Origin of the sequence: Bacillus infantis (genome assembly GCF_020171945.1) — a bacterium.
GTDB classification, from domain to species: domain Bacteria; phylum Bacillota; class Bacilli; order Bacillales; family Cytobacillaceae; genus Bacillus_AB; species Bacillus_AB infantis_A.
In genome coordinates this window covers 164,676-189,339 of record NZ_JAIVAP010000005.1, presented here as the reverse complement: position 1 = coordinate 189,339, position 24,664 = coordinate 164,676, and the positions used below count along the sequence as shown (strand labels likewise).

Genomic DNA, 24,664 nt, shown 5'->3' with positions numbered 1-24,664 from the left:
CCTCCCCCGCCTGCTAATCTATTATTCTGATGTTCTCCGCCAGCCGCAGCCTGCAGCCTGTCTTGCTCTTTACTTCCTCCACTGAATATGGAGCAAATAGCTCCTTCAGGACCATTCCTGTTTCCGTAATTTCAAACACAGCCATTTCGGTTATCACAAGCGATGCACAGGAAGGCGATGTCAGCGGGAGTGTACAATTCTCAAGGATTTTCGGCTGGCCGTTTTTATCTGTCTGATTCATGACAACGATGACTCTCTTTGCTTTCTGTGCAAGCTCCATCGCCCCTCCCATCCCCGGTACTTTCTTGCCGGGAACGATCCAGTTCGCCAGATCTCCCTTCCCGCTGACCTGAAGTGAGCCGAGAATAGTCAAATCAACCCTCCCGCGCCTGATCATCCCGAAGGCAATGGTGCTGTCGCAATACGAGGCACCTTTTATGCTTGTGACCGGGAAGCCGCCCGCATTGCATAGATGCGGATCTTCCTTGCCTTTAACCGGGCTTGGCCCCATCCCTGTTATTCCGTTTTCTGCATGAAACATAACGCTTATTGATTCAGGCAGAAAGTCAGGCACAAGGGAAGGGATGCCGATTCCCAGGTTGACTATCATTCCATCTTTGATTTCCTCAGCTGCCCTCTTCGCAATCTTCTTGCGGTTCTCTATTCCCATGCCCATTTCCAGTTCACTCCCTTTGAAGGAACAACATAATCCACAAATACCCCCGGCGTCATGACCTCATCCGGATCAATGGCGCCCATTGGGACGATTTCCTCCACCTCGGCAATCGTTTTATTCCCTGCCATGGCTGCCAGGGGGTTTGTATTGCGTGCACTTTTGTCATATATAAGATTGCCGAACGGATCCGCCTTTTTGGCATACACAATTGAAATGTCAGCAGTGATCGCCGTTTCAATCAGATATTCTTTTCCGCTGATTTTATGAGTTGCCTTCCCTGCTGAAACCATCTCATTTGAAATGCCGATATCGGTCAATATCCCGGCAATGCCAACACCGCCAGCCCTGATCCTTTCAGCAAGCGTCCCCTGGGGAGAGAATTCCACTTCGAGCTTGCCTTCATTCATCAGGCGGCCTGCCTCGGGGTTGGAGCCTATATGTGATGCAACCAATTTCCTGACCCGTCCCAGTGTAACAAGCCTCCCTGCGCCTATATGGGGAAATCCGGCATCATTGCAGATAAGGGTGATATTTTTTGTCCCCTTTTGAACCAATTCCTCAATAAGGGCCGGCGGCGTACCGATTCCACCGAATCCTCCGGCGATTATGGAAATGCCATCATGAAAATGATTCATTGCCTGTGCTGCGGTCACAATTTTATTAAAAGAGCTGCTCATGAGCCTCCTCCCTTCAGGCTTTCCTGTTCAATGATTCTTTGGAATGCGGACAAAGCCCGGTCAAGGAGCACTGCCAATTCGTCCAGCTCCTCCAAGGTGATGTTTAAAGGAGGTGCAAGGATGACGGCATCCCCATGAATGCCGTCTAACCCTGAACCGGCGGGATATAGGAGTATGCCCTGCTCCTGGGCGGCGCTGACCAGCTTTTGTACAGCCATCTGGCACCGGCCGAATGGGTCCTTGGCCGCTTTGTCCTTAACCAGCTCTATTCCCAGAAGCAGTCCCTTCCCCCTGATGTCGCCAATGAAACTGTACTTCTTTTCCAGCCGGCGGAGATGATCACTCAGGTACTCTCCTTTCCTGCCCACCTCAGGTATGATTTTCCTTTTTTCCAGATATTCCAGGACTGCCAGGGAAACCGCGCATGATTGCGGATTGGCGCTCAATGTATGGCCGCTCATGATTGACTTTGACCCTTCCATGATAGGCTCCATTATTTTATCGGAGACTACGGCTGCGGCTATCGGGGCATAGCCGGCCCCCATGCCTTTGCCAAACGCGGCGATGTCCGGCTGGATGCCCCAGTTTTCGCAGGCAAGCACCGTACCTGTGCGCCCAAATCCCGTCATGACCTCATCGGCTATGAACAAAATATCGTTTCTTTCGCAGATCTCTTTTATGACTTTATAGTAACCGTCCGGAGGGGAGATCGCCCCTCCTGCTGCACCGATGACCGGCTCTGCAATAAAGGCTGCAATCTGCTCAGCTCCCATTCGTTTAATCGCCGTTTCGAGTTCTGCTGCGCACAGATGTCCGCATCGAGGTGCTTCCAGCCCATATGGACAGCGGTAGCAGTATGGCGGATGAACGGCAGGAAAATCCTCCAGAAGAGGGACAAATCTTGCCCTCCTGCCCGGATGGCCTGACATGGAAAGCGCCCCCATTGTGATGCCGTGATAGCTGACCCATCGGGATAAAATTTTTGTTTTCGTTTTTATCCCTTTTTCCTGCCAGTATTGAATGGCTATTTTCATCGCAGTTTCTGTGGCCTCTGAGCCGCTGTTTACAAAAAATGACCAATTCAGATCACCCGGAAGAATTTCTGCTATTTTCCTGGCAAGGTTCTCCGCTGCATCGCTGGTGAATTGGGATCTGTATACGAATGAAACCTTTTTAGCCTGTTCCATCATTGCCTCGATCACTTCTTCGTTACCGTGCCCGATGTTCGCTGTCACTGCCCCTGAACAGGCATCCAGATATTTCTTTCCGTCTTTGTCATATAAGTAGATGCCTTTGCCCCGTTCAATCATTGGATATTCGGCATCCAGCATAGGTTTTATCAAAAACGACGGCTGATTCAATGTCGCTTCCCCCATTCAGTCACTTGTCTCGCGTGTGCTGCCCCGCTCGCTTCATTATATGAATGTCCATCGGGAATCTTTCTGAATAAATTCCCCTCGGCACCTGAAGCCCGGCCAGTGCATATTGTTAACTGAACAGGAGGAGATTTAAAAAATGCAGTATTATAGAAACCACATGCCTGCTGATGTTAATATGATGGGCACCCGGCAAATGCAGGCGCCAGCCCCCGTTTTTCATTTTGATCCTTATGTCTATCAGACACTTCAAAGTGTAATGGGCAAAAACCTTGTTGTCGAAACGGTAAAAGATACATTGCGGGGAAGGCTGATGGATGTAAAGCCCGATCATATAGCTGTTCAATCCGGAGATGAAATCTTTTTTATCAGAATCGCTCAGATTGTGACAATTATGCCTGATTGAGCGGAAGACCGGGAAGTCATGTTAAGGTGCATGGCTTCTTTTTTTATTTTATATCAGCTTGAACATGTCATTTAAATTCCCCATCCGGGGTAAGAATAGAAAAAGAAAACAGCGTTCAGATATAAAGGAGGAATGTGCATGGGCTTGAAAAAAGTCCTGATCGCGGCCAGTTCATTTTTATTCTTGCTTACGGGATGCTCAACACCTTCCTACTACACATATGAAGGAAAAAGCGAGAACTGGGACGGTAAAATGGAAATAAAGGCAGACGAAACAATCAGCGAGGCTGCAATCACTCTTAAACTGATGTATAACGGAGAAAAAATCCAGGAAGAAAAAGAGCTGACTCTTTCAGTTTCACTTCCAGGCCATTCAAAAGCAGCCTATCAGACCGATTTTTCAAGCAAAGAAGAAGCTTCTGTTGAACATGTCTTTGAACATGTCAAATTCCCTGCTGACATGGAAGAAAGTTTCACCGTTCTGATCCAGCTCGATGACAAACAGGAAAAACTTATACTCACAATGAAATAAGATAATAAACTCGCTGCAGATTTTTTTCATAATTTCGCTAATTTTTGCAGAGTCCCCCTTTAAAACCTGCTATAATTTTCTATATTGGCAGACTTTTGATCTATCAGCCTGAAAAGGTCTTTTTACCTAGGGGGAGCGTTCACCATGAAAAAAGTAATTTCATATTTTAAGACGATCAGAGGAAAGGTCAATCTATCCTTCGGGATATTGCTGATCGTCATTGCTGCGCTATCTGCAGGATCTATTTTAAGCATCCATAATCTGAAGGAAGAAACGAATTATATCATCGGGCATGATATGGAATTCCACAAACAGCTGCAGCAAATGTCCAAAGCCTACTCAGATATAGAAACTGGGGAACGGGGTTTTGTCATCACAGGTTCAGAGTCATTTCTTGCTTCATACGGGAATGGCAAAAACATGGTTGATAACAATCTGAAGACACTCAAGGAACTGAGTGCCGGCAGCAAAGCAAGAATGGATAAGATCACTGAAATTGAAAATACATATAAAGAATGGCTCGTCTGGATTGATACTGTGATTGAAACACGCAGGGACTTTTCAAAAGAAGACGCTTCTCAGCTTGTTGAATCGGCAAAAGGCAAAGAAACAATGGATAAGCTTAAGAGCCAGATTCAGTCTTTTGAGGAAGATGAGCTGAAGGCTTCCGAAGAAAGGATCGCTCATCTGAACAGCCAGGTATCAGCCGCACAGACCGGCACCATTGTCCTTGCCATTGCGGCACTTCTGCTTTCGGCACTGTTTGGCTTTACACTATCAAGAAATATTAAACGGAGCTCCAGTGCAATCAGCCGATCTATGATTGAGATCGCCCAGGCAGGCGGAGACCTGACGAAAAGGATCGAGGTAAAGTCCAAAGATGAGCTGGCAAAGCTGGCTTCTGATGCCAATATGCTGATAGAAGGAATTGCGGGACTGGTAAGGGAAGTATCCTCCCTTGCCGACAATGTTTCTTCCAGCAGCCAGGAGCTGTATGCTTCCAGCGAGGAAACATCCAAAACAATTTCACAGATCGCTGCCAGTGCAGGCCAAATAGCCAGCGGTTCAGAAGAAACCTACAGTAAAATGTCTGCTTCCCTTATCGCAATGGAAAAACTTAATCAGGCATCAGCATCCCTCCAGGAGAGTGCTAATTCGGTTAGCTCAGCTTCTCAATCCATGCAGCTGGCAGCAGATGAAGGGCAGCAGAATGTCCAGCTCGCTTCTGATAAAATCGGAATGATTGAAAAAAGGATGCAGCAGAATACAGAGCTGATCGAAGCACTTGGAAGAAAATCGGCTGATATCAATTCGATTATCAGTACAATTTCAGAAATCGCCGATCAAACAGGCCTCCTTTCACTCAATGCAGCCATTGAAGCTGCCCGTGCAGGAGAATCAGGCAAAGGATTTGCCGTGGTAGCCGATGAAGTCAGGAAGCTGGCAGAGCAGTCCCAGCAGGCAGGCAAGCAGGTTACAAATATAGTCGGCTCTATCCAGGAGGAAATTGCTAAGATTATAGCCGGCAATCAGCAAGGTGCAGAGGAAGTGAAGCAGGGCGTCGCGATTTCGGAGTCAACGAAAAATTCTCTTAAGAAAATAAGGGGCAAGGCTGAGGAAACAGCCGGACATATTGATAAGATGGCTTCTGAAATATCTGCGTCCCGCAGCCTTTCAGAAGAAGTGACAGCCGCTTTTGATTCAGTTTCAGCCATTGCCAGGGAAACAGCAGCCAGCACAGACTCTTCCGCTGCTGCAGCTGAGGAAGGTTCTGCAGCAATGTCCCAGATAGCCGGCTCCTCAGAACAGCTGTCAAGGCAGGCAGAGCAGCTGAGGGCTTTGGTTTCAAAGTTCAAAATCTGAATATCCGCAAAAAGGAAAGGATTGCCGCAAAGGCAATCCTTTCCTTTTTACCATTTACCGTAGCAGCTTGCGCCGATGATAATCAACAGAATGAATAGAACAACTATTAACGCAAACCCTGCATATCCGCCATGCGCTCCTGCAACCGGATAAGCCGGATATCCATATCCTCCGCTATAGCACGGATCACACCCGTAGCCTGAGTACCCATAATTCATTTCGAATCACTCCTCGTTTTCTCTGTTTCTCTTTCCATATCACCATATGTATTAGGTACTTGACCTGTATGTGCATTCGCCCATTTTAATCATAAAACTAACTGTACAAGCCCCAACCTGCTTAAAAACCCCTTTTAAGATAACATCCATTGAGTTATGATAAAAAGAAAAGCGGAGGGCGCTTGCTCAGCCCCGACAAGCTTAAGACAAACAGAGCGAAAGGTTTGCTCTTTAACCTTTTGATCTGGTTGGCTTAAGACCTCGAGGGGCTAGCGCCCGGAGATGGACAAATAGAAAAGCGGAGGGCGCTTGCTCAGCCCCGACAAGCATAAGACGCACCGGAATAGAAGGCGTTTTTTGCCTTCAATTCCAGTGTGGCTTAAGACCTCGAGGGGCTAGCGCCCGGGGCTGGACAAATAGAAAAGCGGAGGGCGCTTGCCCAGCCCCGACAAGCATAAGACGCACCGGAATAGAAGGCGTTTTTTGCCTTCAATTCCGGTGTGGCTTAAGACCTCGAGGGGCTAGCGCCCGGAGCTGGACAAATAGAAAAGCGGAGGGCGCTTGCCCAGCCCCGACAAGCTTAAGACAAACAGAGCGAAAGGTTTGCTCTTTAACCTTTTGATCTGGTTGGCTTATGACTCGAGGGGCTAGCGCACGGAGCTGGACAAAAAGAAAAGCGCCGGCGACTGTTCAACTAAGGAACGCAGGCTAAAACCGCCCCGTCCACATCCTGTGGGCCTCATGCATAAGATGCACCCGGACCAGCAACAGAGCTGGATTAATTAAAAAAGATTAAAATCGACCATCAGGGGGAACTTGAGACACCAATGAAAAGAAGATTAATGGCTGTTATCTCACTGATTTTGGCTGCAGCCTCCTTGTGGAGCGTGCAGATTTTCTCAAGGGCGGACGAAACAGAATCGACAGTCTATGAAAAACTGGCGCGAAATGAAAACATCCGCTATATGATCATCGGAGACAGCATCGGCAGGGGCTCAGGAGCCGAGAAGAAGGAGCTTACCTGGTTTGCCCAGCTTGAGGAGCTGCTAAAGGAAAAGTTTCACAATGATTATAAAAGAGTTTCAGTCGTCCAAAGCGGTGCAACTGCTTTCGAAGGTATATATAAGCTGCAGCATACTGAACATCAGGGAAGAATCGACCTGATTTTTCTGGTATTCGGGGAAAATGACCGCAAGTACATGACAGAGCAGGATTTCTCCTATTTTTATGAAATGCTGCTCAGAAAAGCGAAAACAAAATATCCGGCAAGCGATATTATTACCATTACTGAAAGCCCGCTGGACAATGAACTCTTTACGAGTGAAATCGAAAGAATTTCGAAGCATTATCATGCAAAGAACGTAAATATGAGAGACGTATTTGAAAAGTCTGGCCTTGCAGATGAACAATTGACCAAAGATCTAGTCCATCCAAATGGAATAGGCTATAAATTTTATGCAGAAGAACTCTTTACTGTCATCAGTTCCCTTACAGAAGACAATCCTGCTATTGCTTCCCTGGAATCACCCATTCACGATGCTGCCGATTTTTCCTTGGCCAGAAAAAGCTACGCACAAAAGATGGAAGGAGATTTCCGCTATCAAAACGGATTCCTGAAAAGCTCCGCAAAGGGCAGCTTACTGGAATATGAATTTAAAGGCACCTTTGTTGGTGTAAATGTATTGAGGAGTGACGAAGGCGGCATGCTTGATGTCTTTATAGACGGACAGTATTATACAACCCTTTCCACCTGGTGGCCATTTGAGAGAAAAAGGGCGCTATATGCAGCAAGCGGACTATCCGACGGACCACATACCATTAGATTTGTCGTGAAAGGTGAACAGAGCCTCCAAAGTCTATTGACCTATTCATCTGTCAGCATATCCTCAATTATCGTGCCGGAGAAACAATAAAGAACCCCGGGCTGCCCTGCGGCAGCTCTTTTTGCGGAGGAAACAATAATAAAGGAGAAACACGATGAAAACCCTATTGAAAAATTTTATTAATGGCATATTGACCATAGTCCCAATCATTCTGGTGATATTCGTCATATACAAATTATTCATGTTCCTGGACAATCTTCTGGGCAGCACCCTGAAGCCGTATTTGAAGGAAGATTACATCCCTGGCGTGGGACTGCTGGCAACAGCTGCAGCCATTACTTTATTGGGATGGCTGTCGACCAAATTCATCACTGGCAGCGTGATCCGGTTCATTGACAGAATACTGGATCGGATTCCGCTGGTTAAGACGATCTACTCTGTCATCAAAGATACAATCAATTCCTTCCTTGGTGAAAAGCGGGCCTTTTCAAAAGTGGCGATTGTCACCTTACCAGGCAACGGCATGAAAAGCATCGGTTTTATAACAGCAGAAAATCTGGAACATTTCTATGAGCCTTTGAAAAATGACATTGCTGTCTATATCCCTCAGACTTTTCAGGTGGCAGGCTTCACATTCCTGATTCCAAAGGATAAAGTAGAGATCATTGATGTAAAGCCGGAGGAAGCAATGAAATTCATCTTATCCGGAGGCATGGCCACGCATAAGGGCGATGTTTCCTGAATGAAAAAAAGCCGTCTTATGACGGCTTTTTTCATTATTTAACGAGAGTGATAATAGGAGTCTCCCCGCGATTTACGGCTCCTAAAGGTTTCTTTTCAATTGAAGAAAGAGCATCTCCATTGGTGATGATTACAGGTGTGACGGTGCTTTTCGCCTTTTCTTTGACCAAATCAATATCAAAGCTTACGAGCTTGTCACCTGTTTTCACTTTTGAACCTTCGGAGATGTGGGTTTCAAAGCCTTCCCCTTTCATGGACACGGTTTCAAGGCCGATATGGATAAGGATTTCCGCTCCATTTTCAGCCCTTAAGCCAATCGCATGCTTTGTCGGGAACACTTGTACAACCTCCCCATCCACAGGAGAAACGACAATGCCTTCAGAAGGTTCAATTGCCAGACCGTCTCCCATCATTTTTTCTGAGAATACAGGATCCGGCACTTCGGCCAAATCAACCGCCTTCCCTGTCAAGGGTGCTTTCAGCTCTACTTCCGTAATTTCCTCTTTTTTGCCAAATAATTTCTTGAACATACAAACACCGCCAATTATTTTTTCTAGTCTTCGTCAAAAAGCTTTTCATACTCTTCATATCCTTCTGCTGCAAGCTTTTCCTTCGGGACGAACCGCATTGCAGCAGAATTGATGCAATAGCGAAGCCCATTTGGACCAGGCCCATCATCAAACACATGCCCAAGATGGGAGTCAGCTTCCTTGCTCCGTACTTCCGTCCGGACCATGAAATGGCTCATATCCGCTTTTTCAATGATTTCTTCGTCCTGAATAGGTTTGGTAAAGCTCGGCCAGCCGCATCCCGCATCATATTTATCCTTTGAGCTGAACAGCGGCTTGCCTGAAACGATGTCCACATAGATACCGTCATTAAATTCGTTCCAGTATTCATTCCGAAACGGCGGTTCTGTGCCATTGTTCTGCGTCACTTCGTATTGCATCGGAGACAGATTCTTTTCAAGGTTTTCTTTATTCTTCATTTTATGTCCCTCCAGTTATTGCGGATGAACGCATCTCTTCCCGAGCCGATGCGGTATGATTCGTACCTGTCCGGGTTTTTTTTATAATAGTCCTGATGATAATCCTCGGCAGGGTAGAATTCCTGGCCCGGCAGTATCTTTGTCGCAATCGGCTTATTAAACCGGCCGCTTTCCTGAAGCTGCTTCTTTGATTCCTCTGCAAGCTCCTTTTGTTCATCATTATAATAGAAGATGGCAGTCTGGTAGGACTGTCCTCTGTCAAAGAACTGTCCGCCAGGGTCGGTTGGATCGATCTGCTGCCAGTAGACATCAAGCAGTCTGCTGTAAGAGTAGACCTCAGGATCGTAAGTGATTTCAACAGCTTCATAGTGTCCTGTCGTTTCGGAGCAAACTTCCCTGTAGGTTGGGTTTTTTACCGTACCTCCTGTATATCCGGAAACCACTTTTTCAATTCCGGGCTCCTGGTCAAATGGTTTGACCATGCACCAGAAACAGCCTCCAGCAAAAACGGCCTTTTCGAATTTCTTCTCATTCACTTGAAGACACCTCTTTTCAGCTTTACATTCACCTTACTCTTATTCCCTTTAAAACGGGGTTTTAAAGCTATCTTCCCTAGATTATCCGATTATGCCGGCTGAGTGCAAGCGCTTTGCATTGATCAGGCGGCAGGCAGCTGTTTTGCTATATTTTATCCGGAAAACCGTGAAATAGAAAAAGCCCCCTTGACTCAGGAGGCTTTCCCATATCGGGATTAATCAGCATAACCGGAACAGCAGCAGCCTATCCTATTTTAATGCCTGGTTTTATGCTTTATTTGTTTATGGATGCTCTTCCATTTTTTCTTTTCGTCAGACTGGGCTTTTTTGTCCATTCGCCTGTCGAGGTATGCCAGCTCGCGCTGAAGCTTTTTATAGCTCGCAAGCCTGCTTTCCTCCATTGCTCCATCCTTTATGCTGGTGCGGACAGCGCAGCCTGGCTCATCTTCATGGGAACAGTCCCTGAACCGGCAGGAATCAGCGAGTGCTTCGATATCAGAGAAGCTTTCGGACAGCCCATTTTCACTATTCCATAGCTGAAGCTCCCTCATGCCTGGTGTATCAATAAGCACACCTCCGTCCGGAAGGATAAACAGCTCCCTATGTGTTGTCGTATGTTTTCCTTTATCATCATCCACGCGTATCTCCTGGACCTTCTGCACTTCTTTTCCCATGAGATAGTTGGTGAGGGTCGATTTGCCTACACCAGAAGAGCCAAGCAGGGCAACTGTTGACCCATGCCCTATATAGGGACGGAGCTCAGCAATCCCCGATTCAGACATAACACTGACCGGAATCACAGGCACGCCCATGCTGATAGATTCAACGAGCGACTTTTTCTCATCTGCATCTTCACATAGATCTGCTTTGGTTAGGATGATTACGGGATTTGCACCTGACTCCCATGCCAGGAGCAAATAACGTTCGATTCTCCGGAGGTTCAGGTCGTCATTCAGAGAATTGACAAGAAAGATGGTTGAAACATTGGCTGCCACAATCTGCTCTTCGGTTGTATTTCCTGCCATTTTGCGGGAAAACTTTCCTTTACGCGGCAATAGTGCCTGTATGGTCCCTTTTTGTTCTTCTGTTCTGGGTTTCACAGCCACCCAATCACCGACTGCGGGGTAATCTTCCCTGCTGCCTGCCGCAAAGGCATATTTGCCTGAAACCTCGCAGAGCAGCTCTCCTTCTTCCGTCCAGACCCGGTACATTCTTTTATGTTCAAGAGCCACTCTGCCCGGAATAAGTCCTTCCGCTGCAAGATTGTTAAACTCTGTTTCAAAATGTGCATCAAAGCCGATTTGTTTTAAGTTCATGTTCATTATTTCCTCCATGCTGACCGTTTTATTTTTTTTGAGCATAATAAAAAACCACAGACACACAGCCCATGGTTTTAGTCAGCATAAAAAAGGAATAGATCTATTCTCAGGTTTATACAGCTACTCTCCGGGCCGTGCTTGAAAATACAATCTCATTTACTGCAAATAATAATTTTTCCATAGCACTTCACCCGCTTTCGCTTATATTTGTTACCATTATATTCTTTTTATCACCGAATGTAAACCTTTTTCCGAAAATTCCGCTAGGCACACACCTATCCTTGGAGGCATATCATACTCTGAGAATATTTGAGGATAGGAGCGGAAAAGGTATGTCTTTCAACAGAGATCATCATGATTATTTTTCCAAAGCCAGTAAATACGATCTTCTTGCCAAGTATTATAAGTACAGCGATCCAGCTCTGCATGTTGCCTATTATTATCAGCATCTAAAATATATTAGAAGGGCTGTCCAAAGCATGCGAATGGATGCCGCACAGCAGTATGAAAGCATGCGGCAGCCAGCTATGGTCCGGGTCGTGCACGCTTCCCCCGATGCACCGAATGTCGATATTTATGTAAATGGGAACAGGATATTGAAGGATTTCCCTTACAAAGATGTCAGCGGCTATTTGTCCCTTCCTGCGGGGAAATACCAGATAGATATCTATCCTGCCGGTGATATGGTGTCAACCGTTCTCAGCAAAAAAGTGACAGTGGAGGGCGGAAAATCCTATACGCTTGCTGCAGCAGGACCGGCTGCAAAATTGAAGCTGCTTGCCTTCGAAGATCAGCCTTCTGTGCCGACCGGAGAGACCAAAGTCAGATTCATTCACCTTTCACCGGACGCCCCGTCTGTCGATATTGCCGTCAAAAAAGGGGATGTCATCTTCCCGAACATCTCTTTCAGGCAGGCGACTCAATATTTAGGGCTCACTCCGATGACAGTCGATCTCGAAGTCAGGGTTGCCGGCTCCAGCAATACAGTCCTTTCACTCCCGGGAGTCAAGCTGCAGCCGAATAAAGTGTATACCATCCTTGCAGTGGGCACAGCAGCCGGGGAACCGCCGCTTGAAGCCCTTATCATTGAGGGGTGACCTGCCCCCCAATGATGCTGCGGCTGGAAACCGGCTCGCACCTACCCCGCATGCCTTATTAATCGCATCAGGCACTTGTCTGCACGATGGTACTTCCATGCAGCTATTAATCTCTTATCGGAACGAAAAAACTGGCTGAAAGATCAGCCAGTTTTTTATTTAGTCGGAACAAATAAGGTAACGCGGATATCATCCTTTTTCAAGTCAAACTCATCAACCTTAACTTTAAGATCGCTCTTTAGTTTCATATCCTGGAGAGAGACATATATCTGCTCTTTATCAGGCTGGATGACAACCCCTTCAGGCAGCTGATATCTGTCGCGGACAAATTTCAGCACATATGATACCGGAAGATTCAGCTGGCCGACAGCAATGGATTTCTGGCTAAGGACAACATCTCCGTTGTCCAGTGCTTCAGGCTCGAAAGTCAGTTTCATTTCAAGGTTCTGGCTGAATACCGGGAGATTTCCATAAAGCTCAACCTCATCATCAAGAATCACTTCATAGTCAATCGGACCGTCCAGTCCTTCCTTGGCAATATAGTGGGCAATGATTCTGTTAAGGTCGCTTTTATTGGTCTGAAGATGAAATGGAACATATCCGTCTTCATCCACCTCTGCTGTATTAATCTCTTCATCTTTCGCCGGGAGATTTATCATAATGAAAAAAAGGGCTATGAAGGCAATTACAATCCCCAATAATAGGAAAAACAGGACCTTCCATTTGTTTTTTTTGTTCAAGTCAACTCTCCTCATTCCTGGCTGCATATTTCTGCTGCTCGGCAATCACTTCTAGTGTCTCCCGGCCAATCTGCCTGTAGACTCTATCCGCAATAAGCTCATACCCTTTATCGTTCGGATGGAAATAATCGGTATACAGCAAATCCTCTGCCTTATTTTCAAAAATATCCTTAATATCAACAAAATAAGTATAATCATAGCTGGAAAGGATTTTCCTGCTGGCTTCATTCCAGTTGTCCATGATATCAGATATTTCCGTTATATCCGAAAACCATTTATAAAAAGGATTGTAAAGTCCAATCAGTGCAATCTGCGTATCAGAATTCTCACTGCGTACTGTATCAATGATTTCTTTAAGGTTTTCTTCATACTGGGCTTTCTGGCCTTTAAAATCGCTGACATTCAAATTGGAGAAATTCTGCCTTACAACTTTCATGACATCATTTCCGCCGATAGTGATAATGACCAGGTCTGCATCTGAAATGGCAGATCGGACTTCCGATGATCTGAGCTTTTTCAGCAATTGGTCTGTCCGGTTCCCTTTAACTCCAAAATTAAGGAATTCCGTCTGTGCAACGCCTTTTTCCTGTTCCAGCTGTTCTTGGAGGTAAGGGAGGTAGCCTCCCCTTCCAGTACTGTCGCCAACACCCTCTGTCAGCGAATCCCCAACTGAGACCACATGAATATCACGGGGAATAAAGTCATTTGGCACCATTTCTTTTTCAAAAATGCCGATATCCTTCATTCCCAAATTCTTAGGGGATGAGTCCCCTGCCCCGCTGCAGGAAGAGAGGAAGAAAGCGGCCAATACAAGTAAGGTGAATGTCTTTTTCATCTAATCACCTGCCTTTTCTAGTATAATTATTATAACACGTTTGCTTTCAATCGAAACCAATCAGGGCTTAATGTCCGCAGCCGGAAAGAAAAAGAGGCAGCACGGGCCGCCTCTTCGCTTATTGAATCGATTTTATATCCTTAATGATCTCCTCATAAGGTATATCCTTCAGCCCTGTATAAGACTTAAGTACTTTGCCTTCCTGGTTTATAAGATAAAATTCGGTCCCATGGATCACCTGATCATCTGATTCCGGTTTCACGACAAGAGTCTTAAAGCTTTCCTTCGCAAAATCCTCAATTTCCTGCTGATCATATCCTGTCAGAAAGTTCCAATTTTCATAGTCTGCTTCAAAATTGTCGCCATATGCCTTCAATGCTTCCGGCGTATCAACGGCAGGATCGACGCTGAAGGAAACAAACTGAAGATTTTCTATGCCCTCTTCCGTTGCCTTATCCTGGAGCTTTGACATATTGAAGGTCATCGGAAGACAGACATCCTCACAGCTTGTAAAAATGAAATCTGCAATCCATACCTTTCCCTTCAAGTCTGCAAGTCCTGTCTGTTCTCCAGCCTGGTTGGTATATGTAAAGTCCTGAACCGTCCAATTATATGGATTTTCGATACCCTTTTGGCCGCAGGCGGAAAGAATTATCAGCAGCATCAGTCCGAGGCTGAATAGCGACACCCGCTTTTTTTTCATATATAATCACCTGCTCTTCATCAGATAGCAATAATTCTAGCAGACGAATTAGAAAGAAGAAAGAAAAAGATATGACAAATCAGTGAACTAGCCTTGCTGCTCCTGTCAATCGATAACGCCGGTCCTGGCAATCGTGTTCTCCACATGGACATCAAATTTTGCCTTCTTGTAAATGTTTCGCCATTCATCTCTTGTGATACTCTTTCCGCGATCCAGATGAGCACTATAAATATTCCCAAAGCCTACGGGATCGGACTCCATTTCCTGAAGCTGCTTTAGCATTGTTTCTGTCTCCTGCTTAACTTTTTTGGCTGTTTCCTTTTCCACCGCCTTAATTACTTTGGGATTGCCAAGGTCCATATCGCGTGAAACCTCGAGTATTCGTGATTTCAGTTTAATGTCAATTGAGAACTGCACTTTTTCCCTGTCCTTCAGCCTGATTTTCTTGGTAGACACGATATCATCTATCGTAATGAATAGGGGCTCTTCTTTTTGTTCTTCCGTTTCACTGCTTGCAGGAAGGATGTATTCCTTTAACCTCTCCTTTGGAATCTCAAGCTCCAGGTTCCCTGACTCATAGTTGTCTTCTAAGGTTTTCAGATAGAATAGCTTTTCAATTTCAAGCTCTCCCGCAAGCAAATCATCTTTAAAAGCGGCCATTCCCGCTATAATTACTTTATCTTCTTCCAGCTTCAAGACAGGAAGGACAGGATCCTTACCCGGATCAAAATAGCTGTGATTGAATTCGTGGAGCGTAGGCGAAAGGATCAACTCGTCTTTAATATTCTGTTTGATCAGATTATACAGATAGGTGCCAAGATTGGTCTTCTCTTTTTGCCCTGCCTTTTTCAGCAGATCCTTCGCTTTCCCTTTGCTGACCGTCAAATATACCAGGTTTCCGATTGTGGCATCGCGATTCAATGTATCTACAAGCTGAAGGAGTCCTTTTTTTGCTGTTTCCTCACTGTATACGGCGACCCTCAGCTGGCCGGACACAAGATTGTGGGAAGTTTTGATATTTTGCTTCTGGCGGATGCCCTTGCTTGTGTTGCCGGAAGCTGTAATGATCTGTGTTACATTTTCCTCCTTGGACTCAAAGGTGTGCAGCACTACCGTCCCCTCTATAATGTCTCCTTTTTCATCATAGCCGATTGCCGTGATCAGCCCCAGCCTTTCAAGCTGCTTCGTCTTCACACATCCTGCAGCTGGCAGCAGGAGGCCCAAAGCTATCAGCAGACTACACACTATTTTCATCGCTCTTCCTCCTTGCTGAAATTTTCTTTTTCGCCAGAACAAGCATCGAGAGCAATGCCGGATAGCAGATTCCTAAGTAAAATCCTGCCATCCCAATATAATCGGTTACAATATTCATCTGATACCTGGCTTTGACAAGGAAACTGCAGCTCCACACTAGGAGGGCAATCAGGATAATAAAGGTTTTTTGTTTCTTTCCGGGAAAAACCCTTTTCATCCCCCTTGAAGCTGCCCAGAGATATAGGCAAATATTCGGCAGTATAATCAGCATCCAAAATGAGACTGCTATAAATTCAAAACGCTCCAGATTAGGAAGACGGACGATCTTAAACATAGAAAGCACCGGCCAGATTGTCCTTTCCAGTCCCTTTTCCCCGAAAAAACCTATAGAAATAACGGTCACGAGGACAAACAGCAGTGTTGTATACAAGCCTCCAAGCTGTGTATACAAATGGGCCTTTTTTTTATCCTTAATAAAAGGGTATAAAAAGAGGAGCATTTCAAAACCGACTATGGAAAGGGATGTTTTATATACTCCTTTTAGAACATCGGTATAGCTCGACTCCAAAACCGGCAATAAGTGGGTGTAATCGAAATCTCTGGCTGGGACGATGATGATCAGGACAATCCAGAATGTAAGCAGAAAAGACATAAAGGAAAAGCCGACGGCAATGCGAACGCCGCCCATTACTGCATACACTGCCAGGAGCAAAAGGATCATAGCAAGGAACCAGGTGGACAGATCAGGAAAAACCCACGCCTGGACAATTTCAACATAATTCATGACGATAACAAATATGCCCGAAATAAGATAAAAGGTATAGAGGAGATTAATAAGCCTTCCTAAAAAGGTCCCAAATACATCGTAATGTATGCCGAAGAGATCTGCGCTTTCATATTGCTTCAGCATCATCACCGAAAGAAAGATGACTGCTGAGACGAGCAGCCCGGAGATTATGATGGAAATCCAGCCGTCATGGCCCGCGGAAAGATAGACGATCCTGGGAAGCCCAGCAATACCTACCCCGGTCTGAATGGTATGGATAAGAAAAAACATAAATAACGCATCAAAAAGGAGATTTTCTTTTGGGTTTATATTGATCTGGGGCTTCACTTTCACACCTCCCTATTCATCCACATCTTTTGTTTTTGCAGACTTATGCGCCGGATATCTTGATTGATCATCAGTCATGTTCATTTCAGGCCTTCTGGATAAATATTGAAGCGGAAAGCGGACCATGCTGTAGCGGATATCCTTCCATCTCAGCGGATAAACCGGCGCCAGGTAAGGCCTGCCGATAGCCGATAATTTCAACAGATGAATCAGCAGGAAGCAGAAAGATATCATGATTCCAATCCCTCCCCATAAACCGGCCATAATGATGATAGGAAAGCGGATGATCCTGATGGCTGTTCCCATTGAATAGCTTGGAACCGTAAAGGATCCGAGCGCGCTCAGGGCAATGATGATAATGAGGATATTGCTTGTAAAACCGGCGTCAACTGCTGCCTGCCCGATGACGATACCGCCTACAATCCCCATTGTTTGGCCGACCTTCGTCGGAAGCCTTGCGCCGGCTTCCCTTAACAGCTCAATGATGAACTCAAGAAGGAGAGCCTCAAATACAGGAGGAAATGGTACATTTGACCTCGACTGTCCCAAAGAAACAAGCAATGGAGAAGGGATGACCTCATAATGGTAGGTTAATACCGCCACATAAGCCGGCGTCAACAGGACAGACAGAAAGATGGACAAGAAGCGCAGCAGGCGCAGGAATGTCCCCATATTCCAGCGCATATAAAGATCTTCTGTCGTTTCAAAAAAGCTGAAAAAAGTTGTCGGGCCGTACAGGGCGCTCGGGCTCCTGTCAAGAAGGACACCAACCTGTCCCTTAATGAGTGAAATACAGAATCTGTCCGGCAGTTCTGTCGTCAGAATCTGCGGGAAGACTGACCAGCTGTTATCCTCGATATACTGAGCAAGGACAGTGGTATCCGGAACATAATCTGACTCCAGGTCACTGATGCGCTGCCGGAAGGTCAGGACATTATCTGTGTCAGCTACATCCTTGATATAGAAAAGCTTGGCTTTCAGCTTGCTTCTCCCTCCGACTTTCAAGTCCTCGATGCAGAGATTTGCTCCATTCAAATTTCTTCGGATAATGTTGACATTGGATTCAAGCGATTCGGTAAAAGAGATCTTCGGGCCATAGACAAGAGATTCTGTTTCCGCCTTCTCAATGGACCTTTCTGCCGTCTTGCCGGTTCCAGCAAGATTCCCAAAAGGCTGTCCTTCTATATAAATATAGGTATTGCCGTTCAAAAGAGCGGCTGCGATTTCTTTCAGCTGATTCGCGGTGCTCAGCTCCCCTATCGGGAGAAGGTTGGCAATACTATCAGGCTCCAGAGGGCCAATTGCTTTTTGAAGCGGCAAAAGGATCCTTTCATCTAAAATCATGGGATCTGTCAGCGTTTTCACAAATATCACCGCTATTTTCTGCTCTTCCTTCCAGAGCAGGCGGACATGCAAGTCAGGGCTTTCATTCAGTTCCTGGCTGAGTTCTTTTTGCAGCTCATCAACCGTCAATGAATGAGAGCGGGTCTGTTTTTGATCTTTTGTAATGTTTTTCCCTCGTCTGCTTCTGAACATAAAGAACACCTTTTTTTGTTTTTTTATAGCATTTCCCAATAAAGGTAAAATATCAGCCGACATAGAAAGCTATTGCATCCTCTCGGGCCCAAAAAGGCAGAAATGAAAGAAGCCAGCCCTAAGAAGAGGCTGGCGCGTAAAGTGCTATATTTCTATGATGGCGGCTTTTCGCTATAGTGATTTTTCATTGTGGTGTAAAAGCTTGTGATGAACTTTGCGTAATCGAAGGAAATGGCAATTTTGTGGATAGGGTATTCGGCTTTTTCTATAAACTTGCGGAAATCTCCAATGCTCTGTCCCTGTCCTTCCCCTTTATCAACCTGAATGATGACAGGCAGTTCCTTATACTCAACTGCAGCATCCTCAGTTAGGGCCCAAAGTGTAAAAACATCATGAAGAGGGCTCCCGCTTATATCAGGGTCTCTTTTTTTATAAAATTTATAATAATAGTCAACCATCGGCTTTACAAGCAAACCTGGCCTGCTGTTTATCTCCTTATAATATTCATCAAGGCGGTCTATTAGCATAGGAGTGACAATGGCTGACATGGTCACATCAAGCGGGAATATGTGAATCTGCTTTGGCGCCTGCCTGATAATGATATTGGCCGCATAAGGGTCGCCGTAAAAGTTGGCTTCTGCCACAGGGCTGACATTACCGGGAACATTAAAAGCCCCGCCCATAATATAGAAGTCCTTTACCCTGGACATGTAAGAGGGATATAAAATGAATGCTGTAGCCAGAGAAGAAAGCCTTCCTACATTTACAATGATAAGGTCGTCCTCGTATTTGGAAATGATTCCTTTTATGCCATCAAAGTTCTCAAAAAACTCATCTGTCACTTCATATTCAGGCAGTGAAATCGGACCGAGCCCCTCCAATCCGTGGACATCAGGATAATAGACAGGGTTTTCTCCTGTCAGCGGCAGCTCGGCACCGCTGAATACCGGGATATCAGCAATACCAGTGACCTCCCGCAGATAAACTGCATTCCGGAGCGCATCAAGCCTGGAGATATTTCCATAGTCGGCAACGATACCGACTATATTGACTTCCTTAGAAAACAGTGCATAAATGGCTGCCACAAAATCATCTATTCCAAAGTCGCTGAAAAACAGGACATTTTTATTTTTGGCCATAGTATTTCCCCCTCCTATTTAAGATATTTCAACCACCTGTCTATAATGGCAATTTTTTGAAGGGTTTCTGCAAAAGGCAGCTGATAAGCGGCCTAAAATAAAAAAAAGCTGGAAATATCCAGCTTTTCTTCATTCATAATAATACATAAAGCCAATTGCACCCGGGCCGGTATGCGTGCTGATGATTGGGGTCGTTTCCGCAATTTCAACATTTTCGTAGCCTGTCAATTCAATGAGACCCTCTTTGACCTTCATTGCAAGGTCGAGGCCTTCTGCATGACAGATCCCTACCCCTTTTATTGTCCTGCCTTTAACATCTTCTGCAAATTGCTTTACGAGATATTTAGCCACCTGTGTATAGCTTCTTGCCTTCGTTACAGGCGTATAAACTCCGCCTTCAAGCGAAGCGATCGGTTTGATATTCAGCAGGGATCCGATGAGAGCCTTCCCTTTTCCGATCCTCCCGCCCTTGACGAGATTTTCGAGAGTATCGACTACAACATATAAATGAGTCTTATCTCTTATTTTTACAAGCTTTTCTACAATTTCATCCATACCGAGCCCTTCGCTGGCCATCTTTGCCGCCTCTGTTACCTGAAAAGAAAGTGCTTTTGAAATAAATCGGGAATCAATCACTGTTACCTTAGCGGAAGACATCTTTGCAGCACTTTCTGCTGATTGGACAGTACCGCTCATCCCGCCTGTCATATGTATCGACAATACCTCATAGCCTTCTGCCCCAAAACGGTCATAAAGCTCAACGAACTTCCCTGGAGGCGGCTGCGAGCTTTTTGGCAGTTCTGCAGAAGTTTTCATTTTTTTCATAAATTCAGAAGGGGTTATATCTATCCTGTCGAGATAGGTTTCGCCATCTATGCTGATCGACAGGGGCACCACTTCAATTCCAAGCTCGGCTGCAAGTGCTGCCGGCAGGTCTGCTGTTGAATCTGTCACTATCTTTACCTTTGCCAAAATATCACTTCCCAACAATCCACTTATAAATATAATTATACATGGATTTGGACAGCAAATAAAATAGAAAGCGGTTTAAATGGCAGCCGGATTTCTTCATTGAGTGATTCAGGCAAAATAAAAACGCCGGAAAACCGGCGCAAGGAATTAAGCATTATTTTTTAATTCAACTACATTAAACAGGTGTTCATAATCCTTCCATTTCAGGACTCTTTTCAAATATTCCCTGAATGAGTGCACACTTCTCCTGCTGGTGTCTTTGTGAACGGCCGAGATGAATGTTTTTAAACGGAATTGGATCATAAAGAAATTTGGGCTATCTTCCTCCAATACTGGAATTTCAATGACCTTAACCTTCTGTCCAACAGCATTTTTGAACTCTAGGCTTTTGAATAGCAAAATATCAATCCTCTTTTTCACCCGTTTGTTATATTATACCTCATCAAGGCCCCGAAGTGTGTCTAAATATGCGCTGTTCCTGCTTTTTTTCAAAAAGTTCAGCTTGTTTTATGGAAACTGGCTTGCTATCCAGTATAGGTGGAGAAGGCATACTGAGGTATATAAAAAAGAAGAGAACAGCAGCAGGACTTTCAGAAGCTTCGTTTCAGGCATATATTTCAGATAAGCAAAGCAGCCTAGAAGCGCGCTGAATGATAATTTGACCAGGAGGAAGAGCAGCGGGCCTTTTTCATACAGACCTCCCATCACCGGATTAGCTTCTTCTATCAGCCCTGCATTCAGCCCCAGAGAGGTGGCCAGTGCATCCAGCGCATTCAATACCCCTAAATAGATGTATATGCCCCTCATGGACTCACCGCTTCCTATCCTTTTTAAATTATTATCATGATCTCCCATTCTCAAAAAGAAGAAACTTCAAAACTTTTTTGATAACAAAATTGTACTTTATTAAGAACATTAATGCAATTAAAAACCCCCCGGGGCACAGGGGGGTTATTTAAATCAGCAGGTGGAAAAGATTGCTGTCTTTATTGATTTCCGTAAAAGCAAAGGCTTTTTTGTTCATCCTTTTTATCAGGCCGGCATAGTCTTCTTTATCCTTAAGTTCAATGCCGACAAGTGCCGGCCCGTTTTCTTTATTGTTTTTCTTCGTGTACTCAAATCTTGTAATATCATCGGAAGGTCCGAGGACCTCATCGAGGAACTCCCGCAGTGCACCAGCCCGCTGGGGAAAATTCACGATAAAATAGCACAGAAGCCCTTCATATAGAAGCGATCTTTCCTTGATTTCCTGCATCCGCCCTATATCATTATTTCCGCCGCTTACGACACATACAACTGTCTTTCCGGCTATCTCTTCACGATAGAGATCAAGGGCGGCAATCGGCATGGCGCCTGCTGGCTCCGCTACGATTGCATGCTCATTATACAGCTCCAAAATCGAGGTGCAGACCTTCCCTTCAGGGACCAATACAATATCTTCAACCAGCTCGCTGCAAATATCGAAGGTTTTTTCTCCGACACTTTTAACAGCGGCCCCGTCAATAAATTTGTCGATATCAGCAAGCGGGGTCACAGAGCCGTAAAGGCAGGACTCCTTCATGGAAGCTGCACCGGCAGGCTCAACGCCGATCATCTTTGTCAGGGGCGAGACGCTGTTGAAATATGTACTGAGGCCGGCCATCAATCCGCCGCCGCCTATGCTGGCAAAAACAAAATCGATCGGCTCTTCACAGTCATTCAGTATTTCAACAGCGGCAGTGCCTTGCCCGGCAATGATCTTCTCATCATCAAATGGATGGACGAAAGCCATCTGCTCATCCTCTGCACATTTTACGGCTTCTTTATAAGAGTCATCGAAGGTATCCCCTGTCAAAATGATATCCACATGTCCCCTTCCAAACAGTTCAACCTGGCTCACCTTCTGCCGTGGGGTTGTGGCCGGCATAAAGATTTTGCCTTTGATCCCCAGCTGCCTGCAGGAAAAAGCGACACCCTGGGCGTGATTGCCTGCACTCGCACAGACGACTCCTTTTGCAAGCTTTTCTTCTCCCAGTGATTTCATGCTGTAATAGGCGCCTCGAAGTTTGAAGCTCCTTACATGCTGGAGATCTTCCCTTTTTAAATACACATTGCAATTATACTTTTCCGACAGCCGGTCATTTTTCTGCAGCGGCGTATGGGCAACGATATCCTTGAGCTGCTGGTATGCAATAAGTATATCCTCCAGCTGCACCCATTTTTTTTTCATTAATTTCTGTTCCATATCCTACCTCATTTCTGCCGTTATAATTTGTACATTATACCACGGCAGAATCATTAATCAACAGAATAGTCAAAAAATTTACCTTTTTTATATTACAAGAAAAGAGAGTCGGGTTCCTTATTATGCATATACTATTAAAAAGATTGCCGAGCTGGGCATTTTTTCGCCATTAAGGGAATATAGAATTAAAAAGCCGAAGGAGGGCGGACACAATGGAATTTTCGCTCTGCAGCCTTGACAGCAGGCTGCCTGTGGAAGTAACGGCCGATGAAGACAATGGCCGCTATATGATCAGGAAGGCGGATACAAGCGGTGAAGTTTTCAATAATAGAGAAGACCTGATTCAATGGGTGAAAAACAATTTTCACGAAGAAGATTTCTGCGATCCTAGTCAATTCCGCAGCATGCTTGAACAGCTGGAAGAAATCTGAAGAAAAGGCTGTGTTAGTGTACCTTGTTGATTTTGGGCTCATTCGCATGAAACTCTGTTTCACACGCATTTCAGCACAGCTGAAATGCGGCAGGATGAATATCAGGCTAAAATGAGCCCAAAATCAACAACAATGTTTAACAAAGCCAAAGAAAAAGAACAGCCTCATGGCTGTTCTTTTCTTGTGTAAACCAAAAATTCATAATCGTAGGGATTTTTTTCATCGCGGGCGCCTTTATCCCGGCTCTCCAATTGCCATTCCTTCCAATCAATCTCAGGAAAGAAGGTATCAGCTTCAAACTTATCATGGATCATCGTCAGATAAAGCCTGTCGGCAGCTGGGAGGGCCAACTTAAAGATTTCAGCCCCGCCAATGATGAAGATCTCCTGATCACTTTTTTCCCTGCAGTCTGCAAGAAATTCATCAAAAGAATAGAAAATGGTGCAGCCCTCGCAGGAGAATCCACTGTCCCGCGTCAGCACGATGTTTTCCCGGCCAGGCAAAGGCCGGCCTATAGAAACCCAGGTTTTCCTGCCCATAGCAATCGAATGGCCCATCGTAACCCGCTTGAAATACTTCAGGTCCTCCGGCAGGCGCCAGGGCAGATCATTGTTGTTGCCGATGGCAGAGTTTTCGTCCATGGCCCAAAGCAGAGAAATCAAACACTGACAACTCCTTTAATATGAGGATGTGATTCATAGCCTTCCAGGATGAAATCTTCATATTTAAAGCTGAAGATATCCTCAACCTTGCGGGCGAATTTCAGCTGTGGCAGCTTGAAAGGCTCCCTTGAAAGCTGAAGGTTTACCTGTTCAACATGATTACGGTAGATATGAACATCGCCGAACGAATGGATGAATTCTCCGGGCTCCAGATCACAGACATGGGCGACCATATGTGTCAGGAGGGCATATGAAGCGATATTGAACGGCACCCCCAGGAATACATCGGCAGACCGCTGATAAAGCTGGCAGGACAGCTTGCCGTCCGCCACATAGAACTGGAAAAGGCAATGGCAGGGAGGCAGCGCCATATTGCCGATTTCAGATACGTTCCACGCATTAACAATCAGCCTTCTTGAATCAGGATTATTCTTGATTGAGCTGATCAGCTCACTGATCTGGTCAACCGTTTTCCCGTCCGCACCGGTCCAGGATCTCCATTGATGGCCATATACAGGCCCGAGATTCCCTTCCTCATCGGCCCACTCATTCCAGATCCTGACCCCGTTATCCTGAAGATATTTCACATTGGTGTCTCCAGTCAGAAACCAAAGAAGCTCATGGATGATCGACCTGAGATGCAGTTTCTTTGTTGTGACCAATGGGAAGCCTTCCTGCAGATCGAATCGCATCTGATACCCGAAAGTGCTGATTGTGCCGGTTCCCGTCCGGTCTTCTTTGATTGTACCCTTTTCCAGTACATGCCTGCAAAGCTGTAAATACTGCTCCATTCCATTGACCTC

Annotated in this window: 28 protein-coding genes and 1 pseudogene; 8 read left to right on the top strand and 21 right to left on the bottom strand. The window is 45.5% G+C overall.

Features of this window, described 5'->3' with window-relative positions:
• Positions 1-13 precede the first annotated feature (13 nt).
• The 3 genes from LCM00_RS10635 to LCM00_RS10625 are packed head-to-tail and all read right to left on the bottom strand — an operon-like array spanning position 14 to position 2,729.
• Entirely contained in the window at positions 14-676 is a 663-nt protein-coding gene (locus tag LCM00_RS10635) for a 3-oxoacid CoA-transferase subunit B (RefSeq protein ID WP_224901328.1), read from the bottom strand.
• The gene (locus LCM00_RS10630) at positions 661-1,353 is read right to left on the bottom strand and encodes a CoA transferase subunit A (protein WP_224901325.1); all 693 of its coding nucleotides are present in this window, start codon (positions 1,351-1,353) and stop codon (positions 661-663) included. Before LCM00_RS10630 ends, LCM00_RS10635 begins: the two co-directional genes overlap by 16 nt.
• Positions 1,350-2,729: an aspartate aminotransferase family protein gene (locus LCM00_RS10625; RefSeq protein ID WP_224901322.1), complete on the bottom strand. Its 1,380-nt coding sequence runs from the start codon at positions 2,727-2,729 to the stop codon at positions 1,350-1,352. Before LCM00_RS10625 ends, LCM00_RS10630 begins: the two co-directional genes overlap by 4 nt.
• A 139-nt stretch (positions 2,730-2,868) precedes the next feature.
• Between LCM00_RS10625 and LCM00_RS10620 the strand changes: the two genes are divergently transcribed.
• The 4 genes and pseudogenes from LCM00_RS10620 (at position 2,869) to LCM00_RS24880 (ending at position 5,529) form a co-directional block, all read left to right on the top strand.
• The gene (locus LCM00_RS10620) at positions 2,869-3,135 is read left to right on the top strand and encodes a YuzF family protein (RefSeq protein WP_224901319.1); all 267 of its coding nucleotides are present in this window, start codon (positions 2,869-2,871) and stop codon (positions 3,133-3,135) included.
• A gap of 138 nt (positions 3,136-3,273) precedes the next feature.
• Entirely contained in the window at positions 3,274-3,666 is a 393-nt protein-coding gene (locus tag LCM00_RS10615; protein ID WP_224901316.1) for a hypothetical protein, read from the top strand.
• Between the two features lie 144 nt (positions 3,667-3,810).
• Positions 3,811-4,554, top strand: a pseudogene (locus tag LCM00_RS24885) (CHASE3 domain-containing protein); the annotation flags it as partial.
• 24 nt (positions 4,555-4,578) lie between these two features.
• On the top strand, positions 4,579-5,529 hold the full coding sequence (locus LCM00_RS24880) for a methyl-accepting chemotaxis protein (RefSeq protein WP_404802152.1): 951 nt from the start codon (positions 4,579-4,581) through the stop codon (positions 5,527-5,529).
• 47 nt (positions 5,530-5,576) lie between these two features.
• Here LCM00_RS24880 and LCM00_RS10605 read toward each other — a convergent pair whose 3' ends face one another.
• Positions 5,577-5,747, bottom strand: coding sequence for a YjcZ family sporulation protein (locus LCM00_RS10605; RefSeq protein WP_224901307.1), 171 nt, complete (start codon positions 5,745-5,747; stop codon positions 5,577-5,579).
• Between the two features lie 827 nt (positions 5,748-6,574).
• Here LCM00_RS10605 and LCM00_RS10600 point away from each other — a divergent pair.
• Together LCM00_RS10600 and LCM00_RS10595 are read left to right on the top strand one after the other, a co-directional pair.
• Positions 6,575-7,660 carry an SGNH/GDSL hydrolase family protein gene (locus LCM00_RS10600; protein WP_224901304.1) on the top strand — a complete coding sequence of 362 codons (1,086 nt, stop codon included), beginning with the start codon at positions 6,575-6,577 and terminating at the stop codon, positions 7,658-7,660.
• Positions 7,661-7,724: 64 nt separating this feature from the next.
• Positions 7,725-8,312, top strand: a complete 588-nt coding sequence (locus LCM00_RS10595) for a DUF502 domain-containing protein (RefSeq protein ID WP_224901301.1) — start codon at positions 7,725-7,727, stop codon at positions 8,310-8,312.
• 34 nt (positions 8,313-8,346) lie between these two features.
• On the opposite strand, the gene LCM00_RS10590 is transcribed toward LCM00_RS10595, so the two are convergent.
• The 4 genes from LCM00_RS10590 to rsgA all read right to left on the bottom strand — a co-directional run bounded on the left by LCM00_RS10590 (position 8,347) and on the right by rsgA (position 11,151).
• Positions 8,347-8,841 carry a PTS sugar transporter subunit IIA gene (locus tag LCM00_RS10590; protein WP_224901298.1) on the bottom strand — a complete coding sequence of 165 codons (495 nt, stop codon included), beginning with the start codon at positions 8,839-8,841 and terminating at the stop codon, positions 8,347-8,349.
• A 23-nt stretch (positions 8,842-8,864) separates the two neighbouring features.
• Positions 8,865-9,299 (bottom strand): peptide-methionine (R)-S-oxide reductase MsrB, encoded by a 435-nt coding sequence (msrB, locus tag LCM00_RS10585; RefSeq protein WP_224901296.1) that lies wholly within the window; start codon positions 9,297-9,299, stop codon positions 8,865-8,867.
• Positions 9,296-9,835, bottom strand: a complete 540-nt coding sequence (gene msrA / locus LCM00_RS10580) for a peptide-methionine (S)-S-oxide reductase MsrA (protein WP_224901293.1) — start codon at positions 9,833-9,835, stop codon at positions 9,296-9,298. The genes msrB and msrA overlap by 4 nt, the downstream gene beginning before the upstream one ends.
• Before the next feature lie 254 nt (positions 9,836-10,089).
• The gene (gene rsgA, locus LCM00_RS10575) at positions 10,090-11,151 is read right to left on the bottom strand and encodes a ribosome small subunit-dependent GTPase A (RefSeq protein ID WP_224901290.1); all 1,062 of its coding nucleotides are present in this window, start codon (positions 11,149-11,151) and stop codon (positions 10,090-10,092) included.
• Between the two features lie 335 nt (positions 11,152-11,486).
• Here rsgA and LCM00_RS10570 point away from each other — a divergent pair, with 335 nt between their 5' ends.
• Complete coding sequence (locus LCM00_RS10570) at positions 11,487-12,251, top strand: DUF4397 domain-containing protein (protein WP_224901287.1); 765 nt, start codon at positions 11,487-11,489, stop codon at positions 12,249-12,251.
• Between the two features lie 155 nt (positions 12,252-12,406).
• Here LCM00_RS10570 and LCM00_RS10565 read toward each other — a convergent pair whose 3' ends face one another.
• The 11 genes from LCM00_RS10565 to ilvA all read right to left on the bottom strand — a co-directional run bounded on the left by LCM00_RS10565 (position 12,407) and on the right by ilvA (position 22,768).
• Entirely contained in the window at positions 12,407-12,991 is a 585-nt protein-coding gene (locus LCM00_RS10565) for a YpmS family protein (RefSeq protein WP_404802150.1), read from the bottom strand.
• Position 12,992: 1 nt separating this feature from the next.
• Positions 12,993-13,826, bottom strand: a complete 834-nt coding sequence (locus tag LCM00_RS10560; RefSeq protein WP_224901280.1) for an SGNH/GDSL hydrolase family protein — start codon at positions 13,824-13,826, stop codon at positions 12,993-12,995.
• A gap of 118 nt (positions 13,827-13,944) precedes the next feature.
• Positions 13,945-14,529: an SCO family protein gene (locus LCM00_RS10555; protein WP_224901277.1), complete on the bottom strand. Its 585-nt coding sequence runs from the start codon at positions 14,527-14,529 to the stop codon at positions 13,945-13,947.
• Between the two features lie 105 nt (positions 14,530-14,634).
• Entirely contained in the window at positions 14,635-15,783 is a 1,149-nt protein-coding gene (locus LCM00_RS10550; RefSeq protein WP_224901274.1) for a Ger(x)C family spore germination protein, read from the bottom strand.
• The gene (locus LCM00_RS10545; protein WP_224901271.1) at positions 15,767-16,897 is read right to left on the bottom strand and encodes a GerAB/ArcD/ProY family transporter; all 1,131 of its coding nucleotides are present in this window, start codon (positions 16,895-16,897) and stop codon (positions 15,767-15,769) included. Before LCM00_RS10545 ends, LCM00_RS10550 begins: the two co-directional genes overlap by 17 nt.
• A 12-nt stretch (positions 16,898-16,909) precedes the next feature.
• Positions 16,910-18,433 (bottom strand): spore germination protein, encoded by a 1,524-nt coding sequence (locus tag LCM00_RS10540; protein ID WP_224901268.1) that lies wholly within the window; start codon positions 18,431-18,433, stop codon positions 16,910-16,912.
• A gap of 152 nt (positions 18,434-18,585) precedes the next feature.
• Positions 18,586-19,572, bottom strand: coding sequence for a nucleoside hydrolase (locus LCM00_RS10535; RefSeq protein ID WP_224901265.1), 987 nt, complete (start codon positions 19,570-19,572; stop codon positions 18,586-18,588).
• Positions 19,573-19,701: 129 nt separating this feature from the next.
• Complete coding sequence (locus LCM00_RS10530; RefSeq protein ID WP_224901260.1) at positions 19,702-20,544, bottom strand: DegV family protein; 843 nt, start codon at positions 20,542-20,544, stop codon at positions 19,702-19,704.
• Between the two features lie 147 nt (positions 20,545-20,691).
• Positions 20,692-20,943 carry a YpmP family protein gene (locus tag LCM00_RS10525; protein WP_224901507.1) on the bottom strand — a complete coding sequence of 84 codons (252 nt, stop codon included), beginning with the start codon at positions 20,941-20,943 and terminating at the stop codon, positions 20,692-20,694.
• Between the two features lie 108 nt (positions 20,944-21,051).
• Complete coding sequence (locus LCM00_RS10520) at positions 21,052-21,399, bottom strand: DUF5658 family protein (protein WP_224901257.1); 348 nt, start codon at positions 21,397-21,399, stop codon at positions 21,052-21,054.
• Between the two features lie 100 nt (positions 21,400-21,499).
• Positions 21,500-22,768 (bottom strand): threonine ammonia-lyase IlvA, encoded by a 1,269-nt coding sequence (gene ilvA, locus LCM00_RS10515; RefSeq protein WP_009795646.1) that lies wholly within the window; start codon positions 22,766-22,768, stop codon positions 21,500-21,502.
• A 212-nt stretch (positions 22,769-22,980) separates the two neighbouring features.
• On the opposite strand from ilvA, the gene LCM00_RS10510 reads away from it, so the two are divergent.
• On the top strand, positions 22,981-23,199 hold the full coding sequence (locus LCM00_RS10510; RefSeq protein ID WP_224901254.1) for a hypothetical protein: 219 nt from the start codon (positions 22,981-22,983) through the stop codon (positions 23,197-23,199).
• A 164-nt stretch (positions 23,200-23,363) separates the two neighbouring features.
• Here LCM00_RS10510 and LCM00_RS10505 read toward each other — a convergent pair whose 3' ends face one another.
• Both LCM00_RS10505 and LCM00_RS10500 read right to left on the bottom strand, forming a co-directional pair.
• Complete coding sequence (locus LCM00_RS10505) at positions 23,364-23,861, bottom strand: dihydrofolate reductase (RefSeq protein ID WP_224901251.1); 498 nt, start codon at positions 23,859-23,861, stop codon at positions 23,364-23,366.
• Positions 23,858-24,652 (bottom strand): thymidylate synthase, encoded by a 795-nt coding sequence (locus LCM00_RS10500; RefSeq protein ID WP_224901248.1) that lies wholly within the window; start codon positions 24,650-24,652, stop codon positions 23,858-23,860. The genes LCM00_RS10505 and LCM00_RS10500 overlap by 4 nt, the downstream gene beginning before the upstream one ends.
• Positions 24,653-24,664: the final 12 nt, after the last annotated feature.

What these genes read in the sequence shown, in the direction of transcription:
- LCM00_RS10635 (WP_224901328.1), bottom strand. Translation starts at nt 676, where the DNA reads ATGGGCATGGGAATAGAGAACCGCAAGAAGATTGCGAAGAGGGCAGCT.
- LCM00_RS10630 (WP_224901325.1), bottom strand. Translation starts at nt 1,353, where the DNA reads ATGAGCAGCTCTTTTAATAAAATTGTGACCGCAGCACAGGCAATGAAT.
- LCM00_RS10625 (WP_224901322.1), bottom strand. Translation starts at nt 2,729, where the DNA reads ATGGGGGAAGCGACATTGAATCAGCCGTCGTTTTTGATAAAACCTATG.
- LCM00_RS10620 (WP_224901319.1), top strand. Translation starts at nt 2,869, where the DNA reads ATGCAGTATTATAGAAACCACATGCCTGCTGATGTTAATATGATGGGC.
- LCM00_RS10615 (WP_224901316.1), top strand. Translation starts at nt 3,274, where the DNA reads ATGGGCTTGAAAAAAGTCCTGATCGCGGCCAGTTCATTTTTATTCTTG.
- LCM00_RS24880 (WP_404802152.1), top strand. Translation starts at nt 4,579, where the DNA reads ATGCTGATAGAAGGAATTGCGGGACTGGTAAGGGAAGTATCCTCCCTT.
- LCM00_RS10605 (WP_224901307.1), bottom strand. Translation starts at nt 5,747, where the DNA reads ATGAATTATGGGTACTCAGGCTACGGGTGTGATCCGTGCTATAGCGGA.
- LCM00_RS10600 (WP_224901304.1), top strand. Translation starts at nt 6,575, where the DNA reads ATGAAAAGAAGATTAATGGCTGTTATCTCACTGATTTTGGCTGCAGCC.
- LCM00_RS10595 (WP_224901301.1), top strand. Translation starts at nt 7,725, where the DNA reads ATGAAAACCCTATTGAAAAATTTTATTAATGGCATATTGACCATAGTC.
- LCM00_RS10590 (WP_224901298.1), bottom strand. Translation starts at nt 8,841, where the DNA reads ATGTTCAAGAAATTATTTGGCAAAAAAGAGGAAATTACGGAAGTAGAG.
- msrB (WP_224901296.1), bottom strand. Translation starts at nt 9,299, where the DNA reads ATGAAGAATAAAGAAAACCTTGAAAAGAATCTGTCTCCGATGCAATAC.
- rsgA (WP_224901290.1), bottom strand. Translation starts at nt 11,151, where the DNA reads ATGAACTTAAAACAAATCGGCTTTGATGCACATTTTGAAACAGAGTTT.
- LCM00_RS10570 (WP_224901287.1), top strand. Translation starts at nt 11,487, where the DNA reads ATGTCTTTCAACAGAGATCATCATGATTATTTTTCCAAAGCCAGTAAA.
- LCM00_RS10560 (WP_224901280.1), bottom strand. Translation starts at nt 13,826, where the DNA reads ATGAAAAAGACATTCACCTTACTTGTATTGGCCGCTTTCTTCCTCTCT.
- LCM00_RS10555 (WP_224901277.1), bottom strand. Translation starts at nt 14,529, where the DNA reads ATGAAAAAAAAGCGGGTGTCGCTATTCAGCCTCGGACTGATGCTGCTG.
- LCM00_RS10550 (WP_224901274.1), bottom strand. Translation starts at nt 15,783, where the DNA reads ATGAAAATAGTGTGTAGTCTGCTGATAGCTTTGGGCCTCCTGCTGCCA.
- LCM00_RS10540 (WP_224901268.1), bottom strand. Translation starts at nt 18,433, where the DNA reads ATGTTCAGAAGCAGACGAGGGAAAAACATTACAAAAGATCAAAAACAG.
- LCM00_RS10535 (WP_224901265.1), bottom strand. Translation starts at nt 19,572, where the DNA reads ATGGCCAAAAATAAAAATGTCCTGTTTTTCAGCGACTTTGGAATAGAT.
- LCM00_RS10520 (WP_224901257.1), bottom strand. Translation starts at nt 21,399, where the DNA reads ATGGGAGATCATGATAATAATTTAAAAAGGATAGGAAGCGGTGAGTCC.
- ilvA (WP_009795646.1), bottom strand. Translation starts at nt 22,768, where the DNA reads ATGGAACAGAAATTAATGAAAAAAAAATGGGTGCAGCTGGAGGATATA.
- LCM00_RS10510 (WP_224901254.1), top strand. Translation starts at nt 22,981, where the DNA reads ATGGAATTTTCGCTCTGCAGCCTTGACAGCAGGCTGCCTGTGGAAGTA.
- LCM00_RS10500 (WP_224901248.1), bottom strand. Translation starts at nt 24,652, where the DNA reads ATGGAGCAGTATTTACAGCTTTGCAGGCATGTACTGGAAAAGGGTACA.